General features: G+C 60.5%; 15 protein-coding genes and 1 pseudogene. 10 read left to right on the forward strand and 6 right to left on the reverse strand.

The window, feature by feature from the left end; translation table 11 throughout:
- Positions 1-142: 142 nt before the first annotated feature.
- Genes pepN through M2401_RS21045 form a run of 6 tightly spaced genes read right to left on the reverse strand, consistent with a single transcriptional unit; the run spans position 143 to position 6,669 of the window.
- Positions 143-2,806, reverse strand: coding sequence for an aminopeptidase N (gene pepN, locus M2401_RS21020; protein WP_259105739.1), 2,664 nt, complete (start codon positions 2,804-2,806; stop codon positions 143-145).
- Between the two features lie 12 nt (positions 2,807-2,818).
- Positions 2,819-3,649: a DUF2797 domain-containing protein gene (locus M2401_RS21025; protein WP_259105740.1), complete on the reverse strand. Its 831-nt coding sequence runs from the start codon at positions 3,647-3,649 to the stop codon at positions 2,819-2,821.
- Positions 3,646-3,906, reverse strand: a complete 261-nt coding sequence (locus M2401_RS21030) for a YeaC family protein (protein WP_259105742.1) — start codon at positions 3,904-3,906, stop codon at positions 3,646-3,648. Before M2401_RS21030 ends, M2401_RS21025 begins: the two co-directional genes overlap by 4 nt.
- 29 nt (positions 3,907-3,935) lie before the next feature.
- Complete coding sequence (locus tag M2401_RS21035; RefSeq protein ID WP_259105743.1) at positions 3,936-4,811, reverse strand: rhomboid family intramembrane serine protease; 876 nt, start codon at positions 4,809-4,811, stop codon at positions 3,936-3,938.
- Entirely contained in the window at positions 4,811-5,779 is a 969-nt protein-coding gene (locus M2401_RS21040) for a metallophosphoesterase (protein ID WP_259105745.1), read from the reverse strand. Before M2401_RS21040 ends, M2401_RS21035 begins: the two co-directional genes overlap by 1 nt.
- On the reverse strand, positions 5,779-6,669 hold the full coding sequence (locus tag M2401_RS21045) for an NAD(+) kinase (RefSeq protein WP_259105746.1): 891 nt from the start codon (positions 6,667-6,669) through the stop codon (positions 5,779-5,781). Before M2401_RS21045 ends, M2401_RS21040 begins: the two co-directional genes overlap by 1 nt.
- 511 nt (positions 6,670-7,180) lie before the next feature.
- Here M2401_RS21045 and M2401_RS21050 point away from each other — a divergent pair.
- The 10 genes and pseudogenes from M2401_RS21050 to M2401_RS21095 form a co-directional block, all read left to right on the forward strand.
- The gene (locus M2401_RS21050) at positions 7,181-9,595 is read left to right on the forward strand and encodes a type VI secretion system Vgr family protein (RefSeq protein WP_259105747.1); all 2,415 of its coding nucleotides are present in this window, start codon (positions 7,181-7,183) and stop codon (positions 9,593-9,595) included.
- Positions 9,592-10,365, forward strand: a complete 774-nt coding sequence (locus tag M2401_RS21055) for a DUF4123 domain-containing protein (protein WP_259105748.1) — start codon at positions 9,592-9,594, stop codon at positions 10,363-10,365. The genes M2401_RS21050 and M2401_RS21055 overlap by 4 nt, the downstream gene beginning before the upstream one ends.
- The gene (locus M2401_RS21060; protein ID WP_259105749.1) at positions 10,358-10,891 is read left to right on the forward strand and encodes a DUF3304 domain-containing protein; all 534 of its coding nucleotides are present in this window, start codon (positions 10,358-10,360) and stop codon (positions 10,889-10,891) included. The genes M2401_RS21055 and M2401_RS21060 overlap by 8 nt, the downstream gene beginning before the upstream one ends.
- Positions 10,888-11,406, forward strand: a complete 519-nt coding sequence (locus M2401_RS21065) for a DUF3304 domain-containing protein (RefSeq protein WP_310504144.1) — start codon at positions 10,888-10,890, stop codon at positions 11,404-11,406. The genes M2401_RS21060 and M2401_RS21065 overlap by 4 nt, the downstream gene beginning before the upstream one ends.
- Complete coding sequence (locus M2401_RS21070; RefSeq protein WP_259105750.1) at positions 11,394-13,745, forward strand: DUF2235 domain-containing protein; 2,352 nt, start codon at positions 11,394-11,396, stop codon at positions 13,743-13,745. The genes M2401_RS21065 and M2401_RS21070 overlap by 13 nt, the downstream gene beginning before the upstream one ends.
- Positions 13,746-13,800: 55 nt before the next feature.
- A complete protein-coding gene (locus M2401_RS21075) occupies positions 13,801-14,319 on the forward strand; it encodes a DUF3304 domain-containing protein (RefSeq protein WP_259105771.1) in 519 nt (172 codons plus the stop codon).
- Positions 14,316-14,579, forward strand: coding sequence for a PAAR domain-containing protein (locus M2401_RS21080; RefSeq protein WP_259105752.1), 264 nt, complete (start codon positions 14,316-14,318; stop codon positions 14,577-14,579). The genes M2401_RS21075 and M2401_RS21080 overlap by 4 nt, the downstream gene beginning before the upstream one ends.
- Entirely contained in the window at positions 14,576-15,730 is a 1,155-nt protein-coding gene (locus M2401_RS21085) for a hypothetical protein (protein WP_259105753.1), read from the forward strand. The genes M2401_RS21080 and M2401_RS21085 overlap by 4 nt, the downstream gene beginning before the upstream one ends.
- The gene (locus M2401_RS21090; protein ID WP_259105755.1) at positions 15,727-16,863 is read left to right on the forward strand and encodes a hypothetical protein; all 1,137 of its coding nucleotides are present in this window, start codon (positions 15,727-15,729) and stop codon (positions 16,861-16,863) included. The genes M2401_RS21085 and M2401_RS21090 overlap by 4 nt, the downstream gene beginning before the upstream one ends.
- A pseudogene (locus tag M2401_RS21095) lies at positions 16,847-18,171 on the forward strand (type VI secretion protein VasK); the annotation flags it as partial. The gene M2401_RS21090 and the pseudogene M2401_RS21095, both read left to right, overlap by 17 nt.

Consider the following 18,171-nt stretch of genomic DNA (forward strand, 5'->3'; position numbering starts at 1 on the left):
ACGAAATGTCTCTGCGGGGCGTATCTAATCGTTGTGTATGAGGGATCTGGAGAATCCTCGGAAACTTCTGATGCGTTAGTAGGACGCATAAAAAGGGCCACCCATTTGCATGGGCAGCCCTGTTTTCAGCCACAGACGAGCATCACGCCAGGCTTTTGCTCACCACTTCGAACACGTCGCTGGAGAGGTTGCCGGAGTTACGGATGCGCTCCAGCTCAGCCTTCATCAACGCCTGACGGGCGCTGTCGTATTTGCGCCAGCGAGTCAGCGGCGCCAGTTGACGCGAAGCGATCTGCGGGTTGAAGCCATTCAGTTCGATGACCAGATCGGCCAGGAAGCGGTAGCCGGAGCCGTCCGCCGCATGGAAGTTGATCAGGTTCTGCCCGGCGAAGGCGCCGATCAACGCGCGGACCTTGTTCGGGTTCTTCAGGGTGAAGGCCGGGTGCTGCATCAGCGCCTTGACCCGCTCCAGGCCACCCGGCAACGGGCTGCCGGCCTGGACGCTGAACCACTGGTCCATGACCAGGGCGTTGGTCTTGAAGTTCTCGGCAAACACCGCCAGGGCCTTGGCCTTTTCTTCGGCAAACGGCGAGTTGACCAATACCGCCAGGGCGGTCAGGCGCTCGGTCATGTTATCGGCAGTGTCGAACTGGTCGATACAGGCCGTCAGCACTTCCTGCTTCTCGGTAAGCATCAGGTACGACAGGGCGATGTTCTGCAGGGCGCGACGGGCGAAGTGCTCGGCCTCAGCGACATACGCGGTGCTGCGCGACAGCTCGCGGTTGGCCTGGTAGCGGGTCCACAGAGTGTCGAACAGGGTATCGGCCAGTTGCTTGCGGGCGAACTCGCGGGCGGCGTGGATAGCATCGACGTCGGCCACTTCGCTGATTTCGGTCAGATAAGCCTCGCCCGGCAGGGAAAGCATTTCCGCGACCATGGCCTGATCCAGGGAATGGTCGCCCAGCACCGTGGCCAGGGCCGTGACCAGACGTTGATCCATTTGCAGGGCCTGGCCTTGCTGGTACTGGCCGATCAGTTCCTGAAGGACCTGCACCGACAGTTGCTGGCCGGCATCCCAACGGTTGAAGCCGTCGCTGTCGTGCTGCATGAGGAACATCAGTTGGTCGCGATCATAGGGGAAGCTCAGCTTCACCGGTGCCGAGAAACCGCGCAGCAGCGATGGCAGCGGCCTGGCCGGGATATCGACGAAGGTGAAAGTCTGCTCGCCCTCGGTAACAGACAGCACACGGCTGGTGCCGGACGCCGCGGCTTCACCTTGCAGGCGCAGAGGGATCTCCTGGCCTTGCGGGTCGAGCAGGCCCAGTTCGACCGGCACGACAAAGGGCTTCTTGCTTTCGGCAGGCTGACCCGGCGTGGTCGGGTAGCCCTGGCGGAAGGTCAGGCTGTAGGTCTTGGCTGCAGCGTCGTAGGACTCGCTCACCGTCAGGCGTGGCGTGCCGGCCTGGCTGTACCAGCGCTTGAATTGGGTCAGGTCGACGCCGTTGGCGTCTTCCATGGCCTTGATGAAATCGTCACAGGTCACGGCCTGGCCGTCGTGGCGTTCGAAATACAGGTCGCTGCCCTTGCGGAAGCCTTCGGCGCCCAACAGGGTACGGATCATGCCGACGACTTCCGAGCCCTTTTCGTACACGGTCAGGGTGTAGAAGTTGGAGATCTCGATAAAGCTGTCCGGGCGCACGGCGTGGGCCATGGGGCCGGCGTCTTCGGCGAACTGATGGGTACGCAGGTAGGCGACATCCTGGATGCGCTTGACCGTGGCCGAGTTCATGTCCGCCGAGAAACCGGCATCGCGATACACGGTGAAGCCTTCCTTGAGCGACAGCTGGAACCAGTCGCGGCAGGTCACGCGGTTGCCCGACCAGTTGTGGAAGTATTCGTGGGCGACGATGGCCTCAACCCGCTGGTGCGCGGCGTCGGTGGCGGTCTCGGCCCGGGCCAGTACAGCGCTGGAGTTGAAGATATTGAGGCCCTTGTTCTCCATGGCGCCCATGTTGAAGTCGTTGACGGCCACGATCATGAAGATATCCAGGTCGTATTCACGGCCGTAGGTTTCTTCGTCCCAGCGCATGGACTTCTTCAGGCTGTCCATCGCGTGCTGGCACTTGTCGATGTTTTCCGGCTCGACGTAGATACGCAGGGTGACGTTGCGCTGGCTCATGGTGGTGAACGTGTCTTCCACGCACCACAGATCACCGGCCACCAGGGCGAACAGGTAGGCCGGTTTCATGAACGGGTCCTGCCAGGTTGCCCAGTGCCGGCCTTCGTCGCCGGGGCCGCTGGCAATCGGGTTGCCGTTGGACAGCAGCACCGGGAAGTTGTGCTTGTCGGCACTGACCGTGGTGGTGAACTTGCTCATCACGTCCGGGCGGTCGAGGTAATAGGTGATCTTGCGGAAACCCTCGGCCTCACACTGGGTGCAGAACATGCCGCTGGACTTGTACAGGCCTTCCAGGGCGGTGTTGGTTTCCGGATGGATGCGCACCGTGCTGTCGATGACGAAACGCACGGTCTTGGGCTGGAGGGTCAGGTGATCGGGGGTCAACTGGTAGTCAGCCGACGTCAGCTCGACATCGTCCAGGCGCACGCACAGCAGCTCAAGTTGCTGACCGTCCAGCACCAGCGGCGGCAGGCCACCACCACGGGCAGGGTTACGGCGCATGATCAGTTGCGTGTGCACCAGCGAGTGGTCGTCGAACAACTCGAAAGTCAGGTGCGTCTCATCGATGAGGTACTCGGGCGCCTGATAATCCTTCAGGTAGATCATTTTCGGCTGTTCGGTGCGCATGAGGCGTTCCTTCTACTGATGCACGGCCAGTTGATAGGCCGTGTACTTACGAATATTGATGACCCCGGTATCGAAGATCAGGTACTGGCCCTTGATGCCCAGCAACGTGCCTTCGGCGATTGGGTTCTTGTCCAGGTTGAAGCTGACGATCTTGGTCGGATAGGCCTCGACCGGGTAACGAATCTCCACCGGCTCGGCGTCATGCAGCAATTGGATGGCTTGCAGACCGAATCGTTCTTGCAGACCGGCCAGACCGTCTGCACAGCTGTCGAACAGTTGCTCACGGATGGCGACTAGATCCACCGGCTCGGCGTCGCCCTTGAGCAGCGCGCGCCAGTTGGTGCGATCCGCCACCTGGGTGCGCAGCAGGTCTTCGACGAAGCCGGACTGCTGGCGGGTAGCCACGCGCAGGATCGGCAACGCCTGGCTGGCGCCCTGGTCGAGCCAGCGGGTCGGCAACTGGGTCGAACGGGTGATACCGACTTTTACGCCGGACGAGTTGGCCAGGTAGACGATGTGATCGGTCATGCAGAATTGCTCGCCCCACGCCGGGTCGCGGCAGGTGCCCGCAGCGTGATGGCACTTTTCCGGGCTCATGATGCAGATGTCGCACTGAGCCAGTTTCTGCATGCACGGGAAGCAATAGCCCTGGCTATAGCTGGATTTGGTCTTGCGCCCGCAATGGCTGCAATGGATGGCGCCGAGGTATTCCAGGCGGACCTGCTGGCCGATCAACGGGTTGACCGCAAACTCGCTGTCACCCAGGCGAAAACCGTACTGCACCAGCGGCGTATCAAGACGCGCTGACATTTTGTTGACTGCACCGCGGCCAATCTCGATCAATGGATGGCATCCGACTTGAACAGGATATTGGGCACGGTAATCGACTTGGATGCACATTCCTGGGCGCCCATGTAGCCGGTACGCTGGTCTTCCGGCAGGTTGTGCATTTCCCAGGCGATCATGGCCTGCATGGACAGCTCGCGCTGTTCCTGGCTCAGCTTGCGGCCATCGGACCATTTACCGATCTCGATCGCCAGCTTGAGGCTCTCGTAGATGTCCGGGGTGATGTTTTCAATCATTTCGATAAAAGAGGACATAAGGCTCTCCAAAAAATATGGGCGGCAGTTTAGCGCTTAAAGCGGGCAATTACCCCGCCGAGCAGACCCGTAACACAACCGATGATCAGGCCGCCGACATGGGCGCCGTTGGCGATTTCGCCGAACCCTATGGCACTGACCAGCCCCGACATGCACAGGCCCAGCCACACCAGCATCATCACCAACACGCCACGGGGCATGCGATAGACCGGATTGGGCGCCAGCATCTGGTAGATCCAGCAATGTCCGAGCAACGCGTAGAGCACGCCGGACAGGCCGCCAAACAGGTTGGGACCGCTCCAGGCGTATTGCACGTAGTTGGACACAGCGCTGAATATCAGGGTCAGGCCCAACAGGTGCCAGGCGCCCTGGCGCAGCTCGATGCGCCGCCCCAGCTCCCAGAACCACAGGGCATTCATCGCCAGATGGAGGATGCCGAAATGGATCAGCATCGGCGTGACGATACGCCACCACTGCCCTGCCGCCAGGCTGTCGGCCAGAGGCACGAAATAGGCCTGGTCGCCCATGACGTGGAAGTCCATGAAGGTCAGCCAGCGTATCGCCTGCAGGTTGTCACCGAGCAGGGTCACGCCGCCGACGATCAGGCACAGCAGCAACACGAAGGAGGTCATCGGGCTATTGCGTATCTGCTGAATGACGCCTGCGTGCCGGGTCAACAGCGGGGCCTTGCTGCCTTGAGGCAGCTCGGCCTGGGGATCGCCCTGGGGATACCGTTCATATAGGGTGCGTACGTCGTCTACCAGCGAAGGCGCGTCGGGCACCCAGAGCACTTGCTCGCCACCCTCTTCGCTGACGCGATGGGGCACATTCAAACGGTGCAACAGACTGACAAAGCCACTCAGATCAGTGGTCAATGGCAGGCGAAAGACAGCAACAGGGTTCATCAAACCGCCTCGGGACGTTGCACATCGACCCAGACAAACTTGCTCGGGTCGATAGAAGTTTCCTGATCCAGCCGGTAGGCGACCAGTTTGCCGTAGAGCACGGCACTGTAATCCAGGCAGGCCAGGTTGGGCCGGATCGGTGCGGGGATGCCGCTGCGCCAGTAATGGCCGACGAACAACAGCGGCTCGTCCATGCCATAGCGCAGCAAGGCGTTTTTCTCGGTGCTGGACAGCGGCGTCTTGGCCACGCCTTCGGGCAAAGCGTCCGGCTGGAACACCACGTCGCCGTAGGTCTGCGGGTCATCTTCCCAGAATTTGGTGCGGAAGAAGGCGCGGGTCAGGCCGTCGCCACCGGTCAGGGTCATGCCGTGGGGCAGGCGCATGTCGGTGCCGCGCAGCAGGCGGTCGAACACCGCACTGGCAAAACTGCCCGCCTCGGCCGAGGCCTGGACGAAATGCTTGTCGATGCAGCCGTTGCCATGCAACCCGCGCAACGGTTCGATCAGGTTGGCGTCCCAGCAGGCGTGGACCACGCGGAAGCGCTCGGCGTCGATATACAACGGCAGCTCGTAGAACCAGTTGATGAAGTCCAGCCACTCGTCAGGGTAAGGCTCGAACTGCGCCAGGGTCTCGCCCAACAGGCGGGCGTGACGCGGCGTATGCTCACGCACGAACTGTTTGCCGGTCTCGGGGAGCGCCGGGGTCATCCAGCCCAGGGCGTTGAATTCATGGTTGCCCATGATGCAATACGCCTGGCCGGCCTCGACCATATTGCGAACGATATGCAGCGCTTCACGGATGCGCGGGCCGCGGTCGATGATGTCACCGACGAACACCGCCATGCGCGAAGCATGCCGCCAGACTCCGTTCTGGAGCCGATAGCCCATGTCCGCGAGCAACTGCTCAAGGGTATGGGCACAACCATGCACGTCACCAATCAAGTCGTAGCTTCGCGCCGGATCAAGCATCAGTCGCCTCCACCACCAAGTCGGCTGCCCCAGCCAAGCTTGGTGCGACAGACTTCGTAATAGTTGTGATCGAGAGGATGGATCAACCGCAGTTTCTGCGGCTTCTTGCTCACCGTGACCGTATCGCCCGGTGCGCAGGTAAAGTGGTTCTGGCCGTCACAGGACACCTGTGGATAAATCGTCATATCCTTGGACACCACAATCTTCAGCTCACTGTTGCCGTCGACCACAATCGGCCGCCCGGACAAGGTATGGGGGTACATCGGCACAATCACAATGGCATCGAGCTTGGGATGCATGATCGGCCCGCCTGCGGACAGCGCGTAGGCGGTCGAACCGGTAGGCGTGGCAACGATCAGGCCGTCGGCCTTCTGGCTGCAGACGAACTGGCCGTCGATATAGATCTCGAACTCGATCATCCGCGTCGACTTGCCGGGGTGCAGCACCACGTCATTGAGGGCATCGCCCTGACCAATGGCCTCGCCGTGCCGCCGTACTTCGGCCTGGAGCAGGAAGCGGTTCTCCACCAGATAGTGGCCGTCCAGCACCTCGCCGCACTTGAGCTCGAGCTCATCGGGACGAATGTCGGTGAGGAAACCCAGGCTGCCACGGTTGATCCCCAACACCGGCACATTGTGCTTGGCCAGGGCCCGCGCCGCGCCCAGCAGACTGCCATCGCCGCCGACGACGATGACCAGGTCGCAGACTTCACCGAGCATCTTGCGCGAAGAGACCTGCAGGCCGTGACCGGGCAGCACTTCGGCGATGGTCTCCTCGAGGATCACATGCAGGTGCCGTTCGAGCAGGAACCTCTTGAGTCGGCGAACCGTATCGAGCACCTGGACACTGCCCAGGCGGCCGATAATGCCGATATTGCGAAATTGCTCCATGGGGCTCCTGCGGATATTCGATGAGGCTAAAGAAATCGATTATGGGCGAAAGCCCGACCCAGCGGCAAACCGGGAATGAGGGAACGTCAGTACGTCGTTACGATTGAGACGCATCACCATCTGCACTCTTGAGTACCTCGGCTTATTCGACTTGAGTAACAAAACATTAGAATGAAGTAACAGTTTATTTAATTACGTTAAAAAGCCATATACGTAGGAGTTTTCCGAAATCAATGTAAGGATCATCTCTAATTCAGCAATACCTATAGATTTCCACTCAGCGATAAATCAATGTCGCCCTCGCAACGCGCAGTTAATTACCACACTCGAACCATTTCAATAATCGTTAAAGCCTTCGCGACAGGCCGTCTATTGAGCGCGTCAAACAAGGGCTGACTCTCACTAACTACTAATAATTTTAGTTGGGCCACCTGTGAAAAAACACTGTTAGCCGCTTGATAAAAGCCTTCCTTGCCTAAATCAGCATGCTCTTGCACCTGGATGACTGACCATGTCCACGCCTTCACGCATCTTCTTCGACCACACCCGCCACAAACTCCGCGTCAAAGGCCTCGACGCCACCCTCGACATCCTCGCCTTCACCGGCACGGAGCAACTGAGCGAACCCTACAAATACATCGTGGAATTCACCTGCCCCGAGCAGGACATCGCCGTGGACCGCATCCTCGGCAAACGCGCTGATTTCACTCTGCACCGGATGCCTGTAACGCTTGCAAAAAGAAGTTATAGCTCGCTCAACGATTTGCCCGAAGCGCCCCTGCGCACCCTGCACGGCATGATCACTGACTTCAAACGCCTGTCCAGTTCCCGCGACGAAGCGCGCTATGAAGTCACCGTGCAGCCACGCCTGGCCCTGCTCGGCAAGGGCAAACAGTTTCGCATCTACCAACAGCAGTCCGTGCCGCAGATCGTTGAAAGTGTCCTGCGCAGTCGTCACGACTTCGAGGGGCAGGACTTTCTCTTCAGTCTGGTGCGCGACTACCCCCAGCGTGAACAGGTCATGCAGTACAACGAAAGCGACCTGGCGTTTATTTCCCGGCTGCTGGCCGAGGTCGGCATCTGGTATCGCCTGACCCGTGACGAGCGCCTGAAGATCGACGTGGTGGAGTTCCACGACGACCAGCGTCACTACATCAGGCCGCGTATCGAGTTGCCCAACCTGCCGCCTTCGGGCCTCAGCGACAGCGATCAGGACAGCGTTTGGGCTCTGCAGACCCAGCATCAGGTTGTCGAAAAAGCCATCAACTTCCGCGCCTACCATCACCGTGATGCCCGCGCCTGGCTTGATGGCGAGGTGGACCAGACCCGAGGCGACCCCACCACCTACGGTGAGGCCTACCACTACGGTGAGCCTTACAGCGTACTCGGCGACAAACTGGCCAAGGACGAAGACCTGCAAAGTGAAAGCGGCTTCTTCTATGCGCGCCTGCGTCACGAACGCTACCTCAACGACCAGACCCGCCTCAGCGGTATCAGCAGCCTGGCGACCCTGGCCCCGGCGCAGATCCTCAAGATCACCGACAATGCCCCCGTCGCCTTCAAGCCCGGCGCAGTGATTACCCAGGTAACACTCACTGCGGCCCGTAACCGCAGCCTGGAAGTGACATTCCAGGCCATGCCCTACGCGGAAGACATCTGCTTTCGCCCACCGCTGCTGCCCAAACCCCAAATCGCCGGCACCGTCCCCGCGCGAGTCGCCAGCACCCGCGCCAATGACCCCTACGGGCATATCGATATGGAAGGCCGCTACAAGGTCAACTTCCTGTTCGACCGCGACACCTGGAAACCCGGCTGGGAAAGTATGTGGCTGCGCCTGGCCCGGCCCTACGCCGGTGACACCCACGGCCTGCACCTGCCGCTGATCTGCGGCACAGAAGTGGCGGTGGCCTTCGAACAAGGCGATATCGACCGGCCCTACATCGCCCACGCCCTGCATGACAACAAACACCCCGACCACGTCACCCTGGGCAAACGCGACTACACCCGCAACGTCCTGCGCACGCCAGCCAACAACAAACTGCGCATGGAAGATCGGCGCGGTGAAGAGCACGTCAAGCTCAGTACCGAGTACAGCGGCAAGAGCCAGCTCAATCTCGGGCATCTGGTCGATGCCGAGAAGAAGAAACGTGGTGAGGGGTTTGAACTGCGCACCGATGGCTGGGGCGCGATACGTGGCGGCAAGGGTGTGTTTATCAGTGCGGATAAGCAGGCCAAGGCCCAGGGCCAAGCGCTGGACATGACCCCGGCGACCCACCTGATCGAGGGCGCGAATACACAAATGGCCGGCTGGCAAACCGTCGCCCAGGCCCACCACAGCCACGAGCCCGCCCTTGACGGTTTGCGCCAGTTGCAGACCGACGCCAAGGACCTGCACGCCCCGGCCATCCTCCTCAGCGCCCCAAGCGGCATCGCTGCTGTCACCCCGGCCAGCCTGCTGCTCAACAGCGGCAAGGCCCTGTACCTGCAAAGCAAGGATGACATCCACATCGCCGCCGCCCAGCGCCTGTCTGCCCAGTCCAACCAGGCCATCTCCCTGCTGGCCCAGCAGGAAGGCATGCGCCTGGTCTCGGGCAAAGGCCCGCTAGAGATCGAGTCCCACGGCGACCTGCTCAACCTCATCGCCCAGCAGGACATCACCATGCAATCGGTGCAAGGCCACCTGCAACTGACCGCCAAGAACGGCATCACCCTGGCCAGTGGCGGCGGCTACATCCGCATCACCCCCAGTGGCGAGATCCAGATCCACGGGCCGGGGCTGGTGAGTATCAAGGGCCGGCATCGGGTCGAGGGGCCGCAGGGGCAGGCGTTTGCGCTGCCGGAGTTGCCGGGGTCGGTGTGCCGGGAATGCCAGATAAAAGCAGCCGCACAAGAAACAGGGTTCGTACGCAAGGAGAGAAAAGTATGACCGCTACTCATATCGATACCTGGTTCAAATTGCTCGAAGACAGCTGCGTCGATGCGGCCATCAGCAGCATTGACCTCATCATCGATCAGGCCCGCAACGCTGATTTTCTGCTGCGCAGCGTACTAAGCGTCGAGCCGCCACTGCTCTGGCACCCGCTGTTCAGCGGGTTGGCGGAAGAAGGCGACGACGATCTGGTGCCACTGCTGGTGCGGGTCGATCTGGCGCAACCACTGCAGCGGTTCTGGCTGATCAATCTGATCGAGCACTACCAAAACAATCTGCCGCTTTTGTTGCTGGCCTCGCGCTGGCCCTTTGAGACCTTGGCCGAACACTTCGGTGCCTGCGCAGAGGCGCGCCATGGCAACGACTTGGGGCTGTTTCGCTTCTATAGCGCACGCCTGCTCCCGCAACTGCTCAGTCATGTCCTGGATCCTGAGCAGCAACAGCTATTGCTGCGCCCTGTGGTGTTCTGGAGTTGGCTTGATCGCGATGGTGCGCCTCAGTACCTGCCAGGCGAGGATACAGCACCTGCCCACCCGGAGGCCCCAGGCCCCATCGTGCTCGATGACCTGCAGATGGCTGCCCTCAGATGTGCCGGTGAGGCTAGTCAATTGGTAGACAACCTGCCTCGTACCTCGAACGCCGAACAGCGATTTCAAACCTGTTTCGCTGCTCTGCTTGAGGCCAGTCAGGCGGGATTGTTGCTTAAGCCCGAACGCGCAGCTTTCGCCCTCGCACGACTGCATGGGCAGGAAAAACCCGATGCTTAAAACCTCATTGTCCCAGGCGCTGGCAGCCACGCTTTGCGGCCTGGCCATCAGCTTGCTCGCCTCAACTGCCCAGGCCAGCACCATTGAAGCCATCAACCATACCCACTGGGCCATCAACCGCTTCAGCGTTGATGGCCAGTCGGGTATCGACATTATCGGCGCCTACCAACGGGGTGGCGGAGGTTGTTGCTATATCGCCCCTAAGCGTTGGCAGCCGGGTATGACGGTGCGGGTGGATTGGGAAACGGGCGTCAGCGGGATGAGCGATCTCGCGGGTGAGTTCCCTGGTTTCGTTGATCGAGCCAAATACTATGCATGGCTTGACAAAATCGACGCTCAAAAACACAAACACAGCAAAGTCGTTGCCGTCCCCGATTACACCGACCAAAAAGTCTGCGGCATCACCGTGCATTTCCTGCCCTGTGATGAATTGCAGGTCAGCACCTCCTGCCATGCCTATGGCAGCCCCGACTACCCGATCAAGACCCCGTTGCAATTGCCGGAGCCACAATCATGTCCGCAATGAAATTCACCGTGCTCAGCAGTGCCTGCTGCCTAGCCATCACTCTATTCACACCGAATGCCCAGGCCAGCACCATTGAAGCTATCAACCACACCCACTGGGCCATCAACCGTTTCAGCGTTGATGGCCAGTCGGGTATCGACATTATCGGCGCCTACCAACGGGGTGGCGGAGGTTGTTGCTATATCGCCCCTAAGCGGTGGCAGCCGGGGATGAAGGTGCGGGTGGATTGGGAAACGGGAGCCAGTGGGGTAAGCCCCCTTGCCTATGAGTTTCCGGGATTTGCCGATAGAGCCAAGTATTACGCCTGGGTTGACAAGCTTGAGGCACAAAAACGCAAACACAGCAAAGTCGTGGCCGTCCCCGATTACACCAACCAAAAAGTCTGCGGCATCACCGTGCATTTCCTGCCCTGCGATGAATTGCAGGTCAGCACCTCCTGCCATGCCTATGGCAGCCCCGACTACCCGATCAAGACCCCGTTGCAATTGCCGGAGCCACAATCATGTCCGCAATGAAACCTGCCTCTCTTTGGTACCCGCCGCAATTTCCCATGCAGGGCCGTTTGCCCAGCCGCCCAGAGCAGGTCCAGCAGAATATCCAGCGTCAGCAGCAACTCGAAGACGATTACCAGGATGCCCTGAGCGTGGCGGCCGGGCACCCGGTTGAGCCACCGTGCTGCAAGACCCTGCATATCAGCCTGTTTTTCGATGGCACGGGCAATAACCTCAATAACGATTTGTATGAGTCCGGCAATGCACCGCACCCGACCAATATCGCCCGGCTATTTCGCGCCAGTATTGGTGATGGCTATGCCGCAGGCACTGCACATAACGATCAGGCCCAGCGCCTGACCGATGAACCCGGCACGGGCAATGGCCAGTACTACAAGTACTACATGCCCGGCGTTGGCACGCCCTTTCCGGAAGTGGGCGACTTTGACTACGGCACCTATGGCCTGGCTGTCGCCGGTTATGGCGAAGAACGGATCAACTGGGGCCTGCTGATGATCATCGATGCCCTGCGCCGTGCCCTGAAGTTGCCCCGGCAGGACAACGACAGCCTGCGCGCGGCTGTCAACGCCATGGGCACCACTCACGGCATGGAGGCCTTGAGTGGTAGCCAGAATCGCAAGCGCCAGTTCATCACGCAATTCTGGCCCCTGGTCAAACCCCTGGAAATTGCCATGCGGCCCAATGCCGGTCAGTGCCAACTGCTGGGGGTCAAGCTGTATGTCTATGGTTTTTCCCGGGGCGCGGCGGCGGCGCGGGCTTTTGTCAGTTGGCTGCACGAGTTGCTGATCCCCTTCGGCAAAACGGCTTACGAGAATCCGCCCGCCCTGAAAATGAACAATACAGTGACGTTGCCCATTACGGTCGAATACATCGGCCTGCTGGATACCGTGGCTTCGGTGGGCGCGGCCGATATCATTCCCTGGGCCGAAGGCCATCAGGGCTGGGCCGATGGTAATCAGCAATTGCCCGACGGTGAACTGGTCAAGCGTTGCCTGCATATCGTCGCCAGCCATGAGCAGCGGCTGTGCTTTCCGCTGGACTCGATCCGGCGCGAGGATGGCCGTTACCCGACCAATAGCGTGGAGGTGCTGCATCCCGGCATGCACTCCGATCAGGGTGGGGGATATCCGCCGGGGGATCAGGGCAAGGCCATAAGCGACGATCCCAGGGTAGGTGACGGCCTGTTGCTGTCGCAGATAGCGCTGGGCGATCTGTATGCCGATGCGTTTGCCCACGGCGCCCCGTTGAAAGTGCCAAAAACCGCCTTGCCTGTATCGAGAAACAATGAGCCATGGCGGGTGATGGATACTGAAGCAGTGAGGGAGTTTGATGTCGCGCAAGAACTCATAAACCGCTTCAACGCCTGGCGTCAAGTCACCCTCGGTCTGCCTCCTGCCGAGCAACCCATCACAGACGAACAGGCCATACGCTATGAGCCAGTGTCCGCCAGCGTTACCCTGGAAGAAGCCCTGCTCACACAGATGGCCTGGATCACTGCCTGGCGTATTGATCGTTATGCCGGTGGCAGCCTCAAGCAGACCGCGTTCTACCAGGCGGCAACAGATGATCATGCCGACCCTGCCATCCGCGCCGAAGCCGAAGCCCTGCGCGACCGTAAACATGCGCTGGTCGTCGCGGACCGCAAGCAGCAATATGCCAACGAGCGCGGCGGTGGCAAGGTCAAAAAGCCGATGAAACCCGGCTTCAAGGACTTCGATCCGGATATGGCGCGAACCCAGTTGCGCGAAGCAGCCGAGGAGTTTGCTGAGCATTACCGCGATAGAGGCCCTGACGCCTTGGCCATCCGGTTGGGCCGGGATAAGCCCACAACGCCTGAGGCCGCCCGGCAGTTCGAAGCCGCCATGACCGGGGGCGAGTGGATGACATCGCAATCTCAGGCCCTGGTCGGCCGGATGTTCCCACCCGCGAAAAGCCTTGCAAGTGAGCGCTGGCGCACTTACCAGGATGACGTTCGCGAGGCCTGTCAGCCCGAGCGCTTGTTGCGCGATCTGTTCGACAATCAGGTCCACGACTCCCGCGCCTGGTTTCTCTATTACATGTTCTTAAGTTTGCCGATCTGGTCCCGTGAACCCCTCGGCAGCTACCTGCGCGAGCGCATGGTGTTCTTCGGCAAGACCAACTCCAGAAAGTTGGCGCCCTATGACAGAAACGGTCAGGCGCTACTGCCGGGTGATCCACGCCTGCAATGTATTGAGCAGGCTCTGCCCGCGCAGCCAGCGCCCATGGACGCCGAGCGCAAGGCCGAGGCACAAAGATCCATCGCCGCCCGTTGGGATGCTTATCACGCGCAGGCCAGCGAGGTGAACGATGCGCCAGCCTGATGCTACTCACTATTACTTTGCCCCGCTGCGCTCGTTGTTTGCTGTTCTGTGCGGGATGGCCGCCACGGTGATTAGCCTGAACGCCCAAGCCAGCACCATCGAAGCCATCAACCACACTCACTGGGCCATCAACCGCTTTAGCGTCGATGGCCAGTCGGGTATAGACATAATCGGCGCCTACCAAGGAGGTGGGGGAGGCTGTTGCTATATCGCGCCTCAGCGTTGGCAGCCAGGTATGACAGTGCGCGTCGATTGGGTGACGGGAGCCAGTGCCGTGAGTCCACTCTCCTATGAATTCCCGGGTTTTGCTGACGAAGCAAAGTACGTGATCTGGCGAGATAAGGTCCGTGCCCAAAAACGCAAACACAGCAAAGTCATCCCCGTCCCCGACTACACCCACCAGAAGGTCTGCGGCATCACCGTGCATTTCCTGCCCTGCGACGAGCTTGAGGTCACGACCTCCTGCCACGCCTATGGCAGCCCCGACTACCCGATCAAGACGCCGCTGCGCCTGCCGGAGCCGCAGTCCTGCCCACAACCCGAGAGCGCCCGAGTGCGCGAGGTGATGCCATGAAGTTCGTGATTCGACAAGGCGACGCCTTGCGTGAGTTTGGTGGCGAGGTGCTGGAGGGGCATTACCCCTATTACGGCAAGCCCATTGCCTGCCAGGGCGATGCGGTGCTCTGCAACTTGCATGGCCTGAACGCTATCGCCGAAGGCAGTGATCTGTACGAAGTCGACGGCTGTGCGGTGGCGCTGGCGCTGGCGGGGCATCGTTGTGCCTGTGGCTGCACGTTGGTCAGCTCCATGGATGAAGGGACGGTGGTGTCATGAGCAAGATGCCTGAATTTGATTTTTGTCCTGAAGTACGACCGCCGCGTTATAAGTGGTGGTTCACGAGTCTATTGGTGTTACTGGTGTTGCTTGGTAGCACTCTCCCATGGGGGTACCTCGTGATATTTATGCCTCCCCTATCGGGATTCATCCTCGGACTTTGGCTAGTAGGGTTTATTTGCGTCCACCTGATTTATTTCTCTCGCGAGCGCGACGCTCTGCGCTTTGCCAACACGGTAGAACAGCTCAAGCTCGACTGGCAGGCTCGCAATCGGCACAAAGCCGCACTGGTCGAGGCGGTACTGGTAGAGGTTACTTGCAGAAGACCTGAGGCCACCCAGGCTTTGTTCGATCCAGATCGTCAACCCACCGATTTAACAGAACCCCTTGATTGGATAACGATCCATCACGGCACTGTGTCCGGTGTAGATACTACTGAGCGCGAGTGCCAAGTGGCGAAATTGCTTGCAGTGCAGTGGTCTGTACAGCAATCGAAGCCTGTCGTATTACAGCCTTTACGTTGTTATTGGCTGGGCTCCCAAGATAGCTGGGAGGCCTTTATCGAACAGATGGCACATGTTTGCCCAGAGGTTCGATTACCCGCACATCCGGAGTCCTGGCAGGGCATTGACAGCCTGTACGCCATCATCGATCGGTTACAGGACGTGCCTGACGATGCCTTTATTTTCTGCGGCGGTTGCCAAGGCTTATCGACGTTGGCGCAAAGCTCTCAGCCTGAGAATGCGACTGCGTTGCTTTGGGTATTCGGCGCGGAGGGCAGGCTGTTTTTTTCCCGAGGTGAATGGCCCACTCCCGTCGCACCGAGGTTTGCTCCGATGGTTCAGGGGAAGCCGTACCTGTGTGGATACACATTGCCTGATCAAATCTGCGTGTCGTTTGCCCAGCCATACGTGCCACGCACACTTGATATCCGCTGCGATAAAAGAAGCGAGAAGGACGATCCAACTGTCAGGACGTTGGATGATCTGTCTGACATGATTTCGATGACCCAAGCCGCCTTGGGTGTTGTTCGCCAAAAAAAGCCCACTTCGTGGAGGGGGCGCGATCCTCAACGCCCTCCGGTTCTGGGTATCGTGAAGCCCAACGCCTCAACCCGATCAGCAAAATCTACTGCACCGGTGACCCCATGAACGAGGCCCCCTATTTCGCGCCGTACCCACGAGCGCGCTCTCCGGTCTACTCACGCTGGTGGCTCAGTGGCGCTGCATTGCTAAGCGTTTTGATCGTGGGCGGCAAGTTATTCCTGGCCGATCTGTACGAGCCAAGGGTGATGATTGTCGGCATGGTCGGCGTGCTTTTGTTGTGGCTGACGGTGTTTCTGCTGCGGGTGCTGTACGTCCATTTCAATCAGCACTTTGCTCACACTTACACCGAGACGGCGCGGCAGATTCAGCGTGCCTGGTGGACCCGCCATCGGCAGCAGGTTGCGCTGGTCGAGGCGGTGCTGGTCGGGCCGGTTTGTAACTCCGTTGAATCGCGCATGAAACTGTTTACCCCGGATCACCAGCCGCCCGTTGCGGAAAAAGTCGATGGCGGCCTGGCGATGCGTCTGCGTCAGCTCAAGGGTAACGGTATCGCCGAGCGCGAACGAAAGCTGGCGATGCTGCTTGCGATGCAGTGGAAAGGACAACATGAAACCTCCATCGCCTTGCACCCCCTGCGCTGCTACTGGCAAGGCACCGCCAGCGCCTGGGCAGCCTTCGTTGAACAAATGGCCAGCTCCTGCCCGCAGGTAAAACTGCCGGAGCACCCCGAACCCTGGCAAGGCCTGGCCAGCCTGGACGTGATCATCGATCAGTTGCAGGGCGCGGCCGCCGATGCGCGGATTCTCTGTGCCGGCTGTGCGTCCTTGCCACCTCAAGCCAATAGCCGCCTGCCGGCCGGGGAAGCGGCGGTGCTGTGGCTGCTCGGCACGCAGGGCGGTGTGCGCTTTTGCCGTGGCGAATGGTTCGCCGCCGAGTCCGAAGACCTGGCGACGGTGGCCGAGCGGGTGTTGCAACAGAGCGAGCTGGATAAACCCGCGCCCGCCTGCGTGTCGTTCGCCCAACCCACTATCGCCGAGCTCGCGGCGCTCAACTGGAACATTCGTCCGTTCGTGCAGGACGCCAACTTCGGTGCCCTGGGCAGCCTGGAGGCCATGGTCGTGCAGACCCTGGCCGCCGCTTATGCCCAGACCCATGGCGTGCCTTGCGCCTGGCTGGGCAATGACCCTCATCACACCTTGACCCTGGGAGTCGTGAAACCTGATGACTCAAGAACTTGAAACTGAAAAAACACCGCTCTGGCAAACCACGCTGCTGCTGGCCCTGATCACGGCGCTCCTGGTCGCCGGAGGTGGCGTGATCTGGTGGGGCTGGGAAGGCGCGCCGCCCATTGATCAAGCCAGGGTGCGTGATCTGCAGTTCAAGGCGCTGCTGTGCTGGATGGTGTTGTTTGTCGTCGCGCTGGTGGTGTGGCAGTTACTGCAGGACAGCATTGGCAAACTGATGCGGGTGGGGCGTCAGCCGCTGCCTTCGCTGCCCAAGCCCGCAGCCATTGAACCGAACCAAGGAGCGAAGGCGCGTGCGTATCTCCGCGAACACTACGGCCCTCTCTGGCGCTACAAGGTACGGCTGCTGCTGGTGGTCGGCGAACCCGATCACGTCGAGGCCATCGCCCCCGGCCTGACCGACAAGCACTGGCTGGAAGGCCAGCACGCCGTGTTGCTGTGGGGCGGCCGACCGCAGGATGAATTGAAGGTCACCTTTGCCGAGCAATGGCAGGGCCTGAGTCGCTGGCGGGCGCTGGACGGGGTGATCTGGGCGCTGGACAAGGACCGCAGCAGCGGTACGGCGGCGATGAGTCAGGGCGTGCGCCGTCTGCAGGATCTGGCGCGCTCGCTGCACTGGCAGTTGCCGATCCACCTGTGGCAGGTCTGTGCCAGTCTGTCGCCGCAGACCGGGCGTGACACCCAGCCGGTGGGCGTAAGCCTGGCGGCACGCTTTACCGCGCAGCATCTGGAAGACAGCCTCACGCAACTGGTGGAGCCGCTGCGTCAGCTTGGCTGGAAGCAGATGAAGGTCAAGATCACCCATGACTTTTTGACGCGCTTGTCCCGTGATCTGCATGTCGAGGGTATCGCTCGCTGGCGCAAGGCCCTGACGCCGCTGCTCGGTGAGTTCGCGTATGGCCTGCCTCTGCGCGGTTTGTGGTTCAGCCTGCCGTTGCCCGCCGCTCAAGCGCAGGATCTGCAAAGTAACCATTGGTGCGCGGACGCGACCTGGCAGGGCGTGCTCAGCGAGCGCGGCGGCAAAGGCCGTCGCCTGGGCTGGCCCGCGACCCGGATGCTCTACGCCTTGTTTATGGCGTCGGCTCTGGTCTCGTCCATCGGCCTGCTCCTGTCCTTCAACGGCAACCGTGCGCTTATCCTCCAAGAGCAAAACACGCTGATCGCCCTGCAACAGGCGCAAACCCCACACGAGCAAATCCTGGCCCTCCATAACCTGGCCCACGAAGTCGCGCGCCTGGACTACCGCGCGCAACACGGCACGCCCTGGCACCTGCGCTTCGGTCTGAGCAAAAACGACATCCT

This window comes from Pseudomonas sp. JUb42 (assembly GCF_024807945.1).
Lineage (GTDB): Bacteria > Pseudomonadota > Gammaproteobacteria > Pseudomonadales > Pseudomonadaceae > Aquipseudomonas.

Excerpts from the sequence above, each read along its gene's own strand:
- M2401_RS21050 (WP_259105747.1), top strand. The coding sequence starts at position 7,181 with ATGTCCACGCCTTCACGCATCTTCTTCGACCACACCCGCCACAAACTC.
- M2401_RS21070 (WP_259105750.1), top strand. The coding sequence starts at position 11,394 with ATGTCCGCAATGAAACCTGCCTCTCTTTGGTACCCGCCGCAATTTCCC.
- M2401_RS21075 (WP_259105771.1), top strand. The coding sequence starts at position 13,801 with ATGGCCGCCACGGTGATTAGCCTGAACGCCCAAGCCAGCACCATCGAA.
- M2401_RS21055 (WP_259105748.1), top strand. The coding sequence starts at position 9,592 with ATGACCGCTACTCATATCGATACCTGGTTCAAATTGCTCGAAGACAGC.
- M2401_RS21085 (WP_259105753.1), top strand. The coding sequence starts at position 14,576 with ATGAGCAAGATGCCTGAATTTGATTTTTGTCCTGAAGTACGACCGCCG.
- M2401_RS21035 (WP_259105743.1), bottom strand. The coding sequence starts at position 4,811 with ATGAACCCTGTTGCTGTCTTTCGCCTGCCATTGACCACTGATCTGAGT.
- M2401_RS21065 (WP_310504144.1), top strand. The coding sequence starts at position 10,888 with ATGAAATTCACCGTGCTCAGCAGTGCCTGCTGCCTAGCCATCACTCTA.
- M2401_RS21080 (WP_259105752.1), top strand. The coding sequence starts at position 14,316 with ATGAAGTTCGTGATTCGACAAGGCGACGCCTTGCGTGAGTTTGGTGGC.
- pepN (WP_259105739.1), bottom strand. The coding sequence starts at position 2,806 with ATGCGCACCGAACAGCCGAAAATGATCTACCTGAAGGATTATCAGGCG.
- M2401_RS21040 (WP_259105745.1), bottom strand. The coding sequence starts at position 5,779 with ATGCTTGATCCGGCGCGAAGCTACGACTTGATTGGTGACGTGCATGGT.
- M2401_RS21090 (WP_259105755.1), top strand. The coding sequence starts at position 15,727 with ATGAACGAGGCCCCCTATTTCGCGCCGTACCCACGAGCGCGCTCTCCG.
- M2401_RS21060 (WP_259105749.1), top strand. The coding sequence starts at position 10,358 with ATGCTTAAAACCTCATTGTCCCAGGCGCTGGCAGCCACGCTTTGCGGC.
- M2401_RS21030 (WP_259105742.1), bottom strand. The coding sequence starts at position 3,906 with ATGTCCTCTTTTATCGAAATGATTGAAAACATCACCCCGGACATCTAC.
- M2401_RS21045 (WP_259105746.1), bottom strand. The coding sequence starts at position 6,669 with ATGGAGCAATTTCGCAATATCGGCATTATCGGCCGCCTGGGCAGTGTC.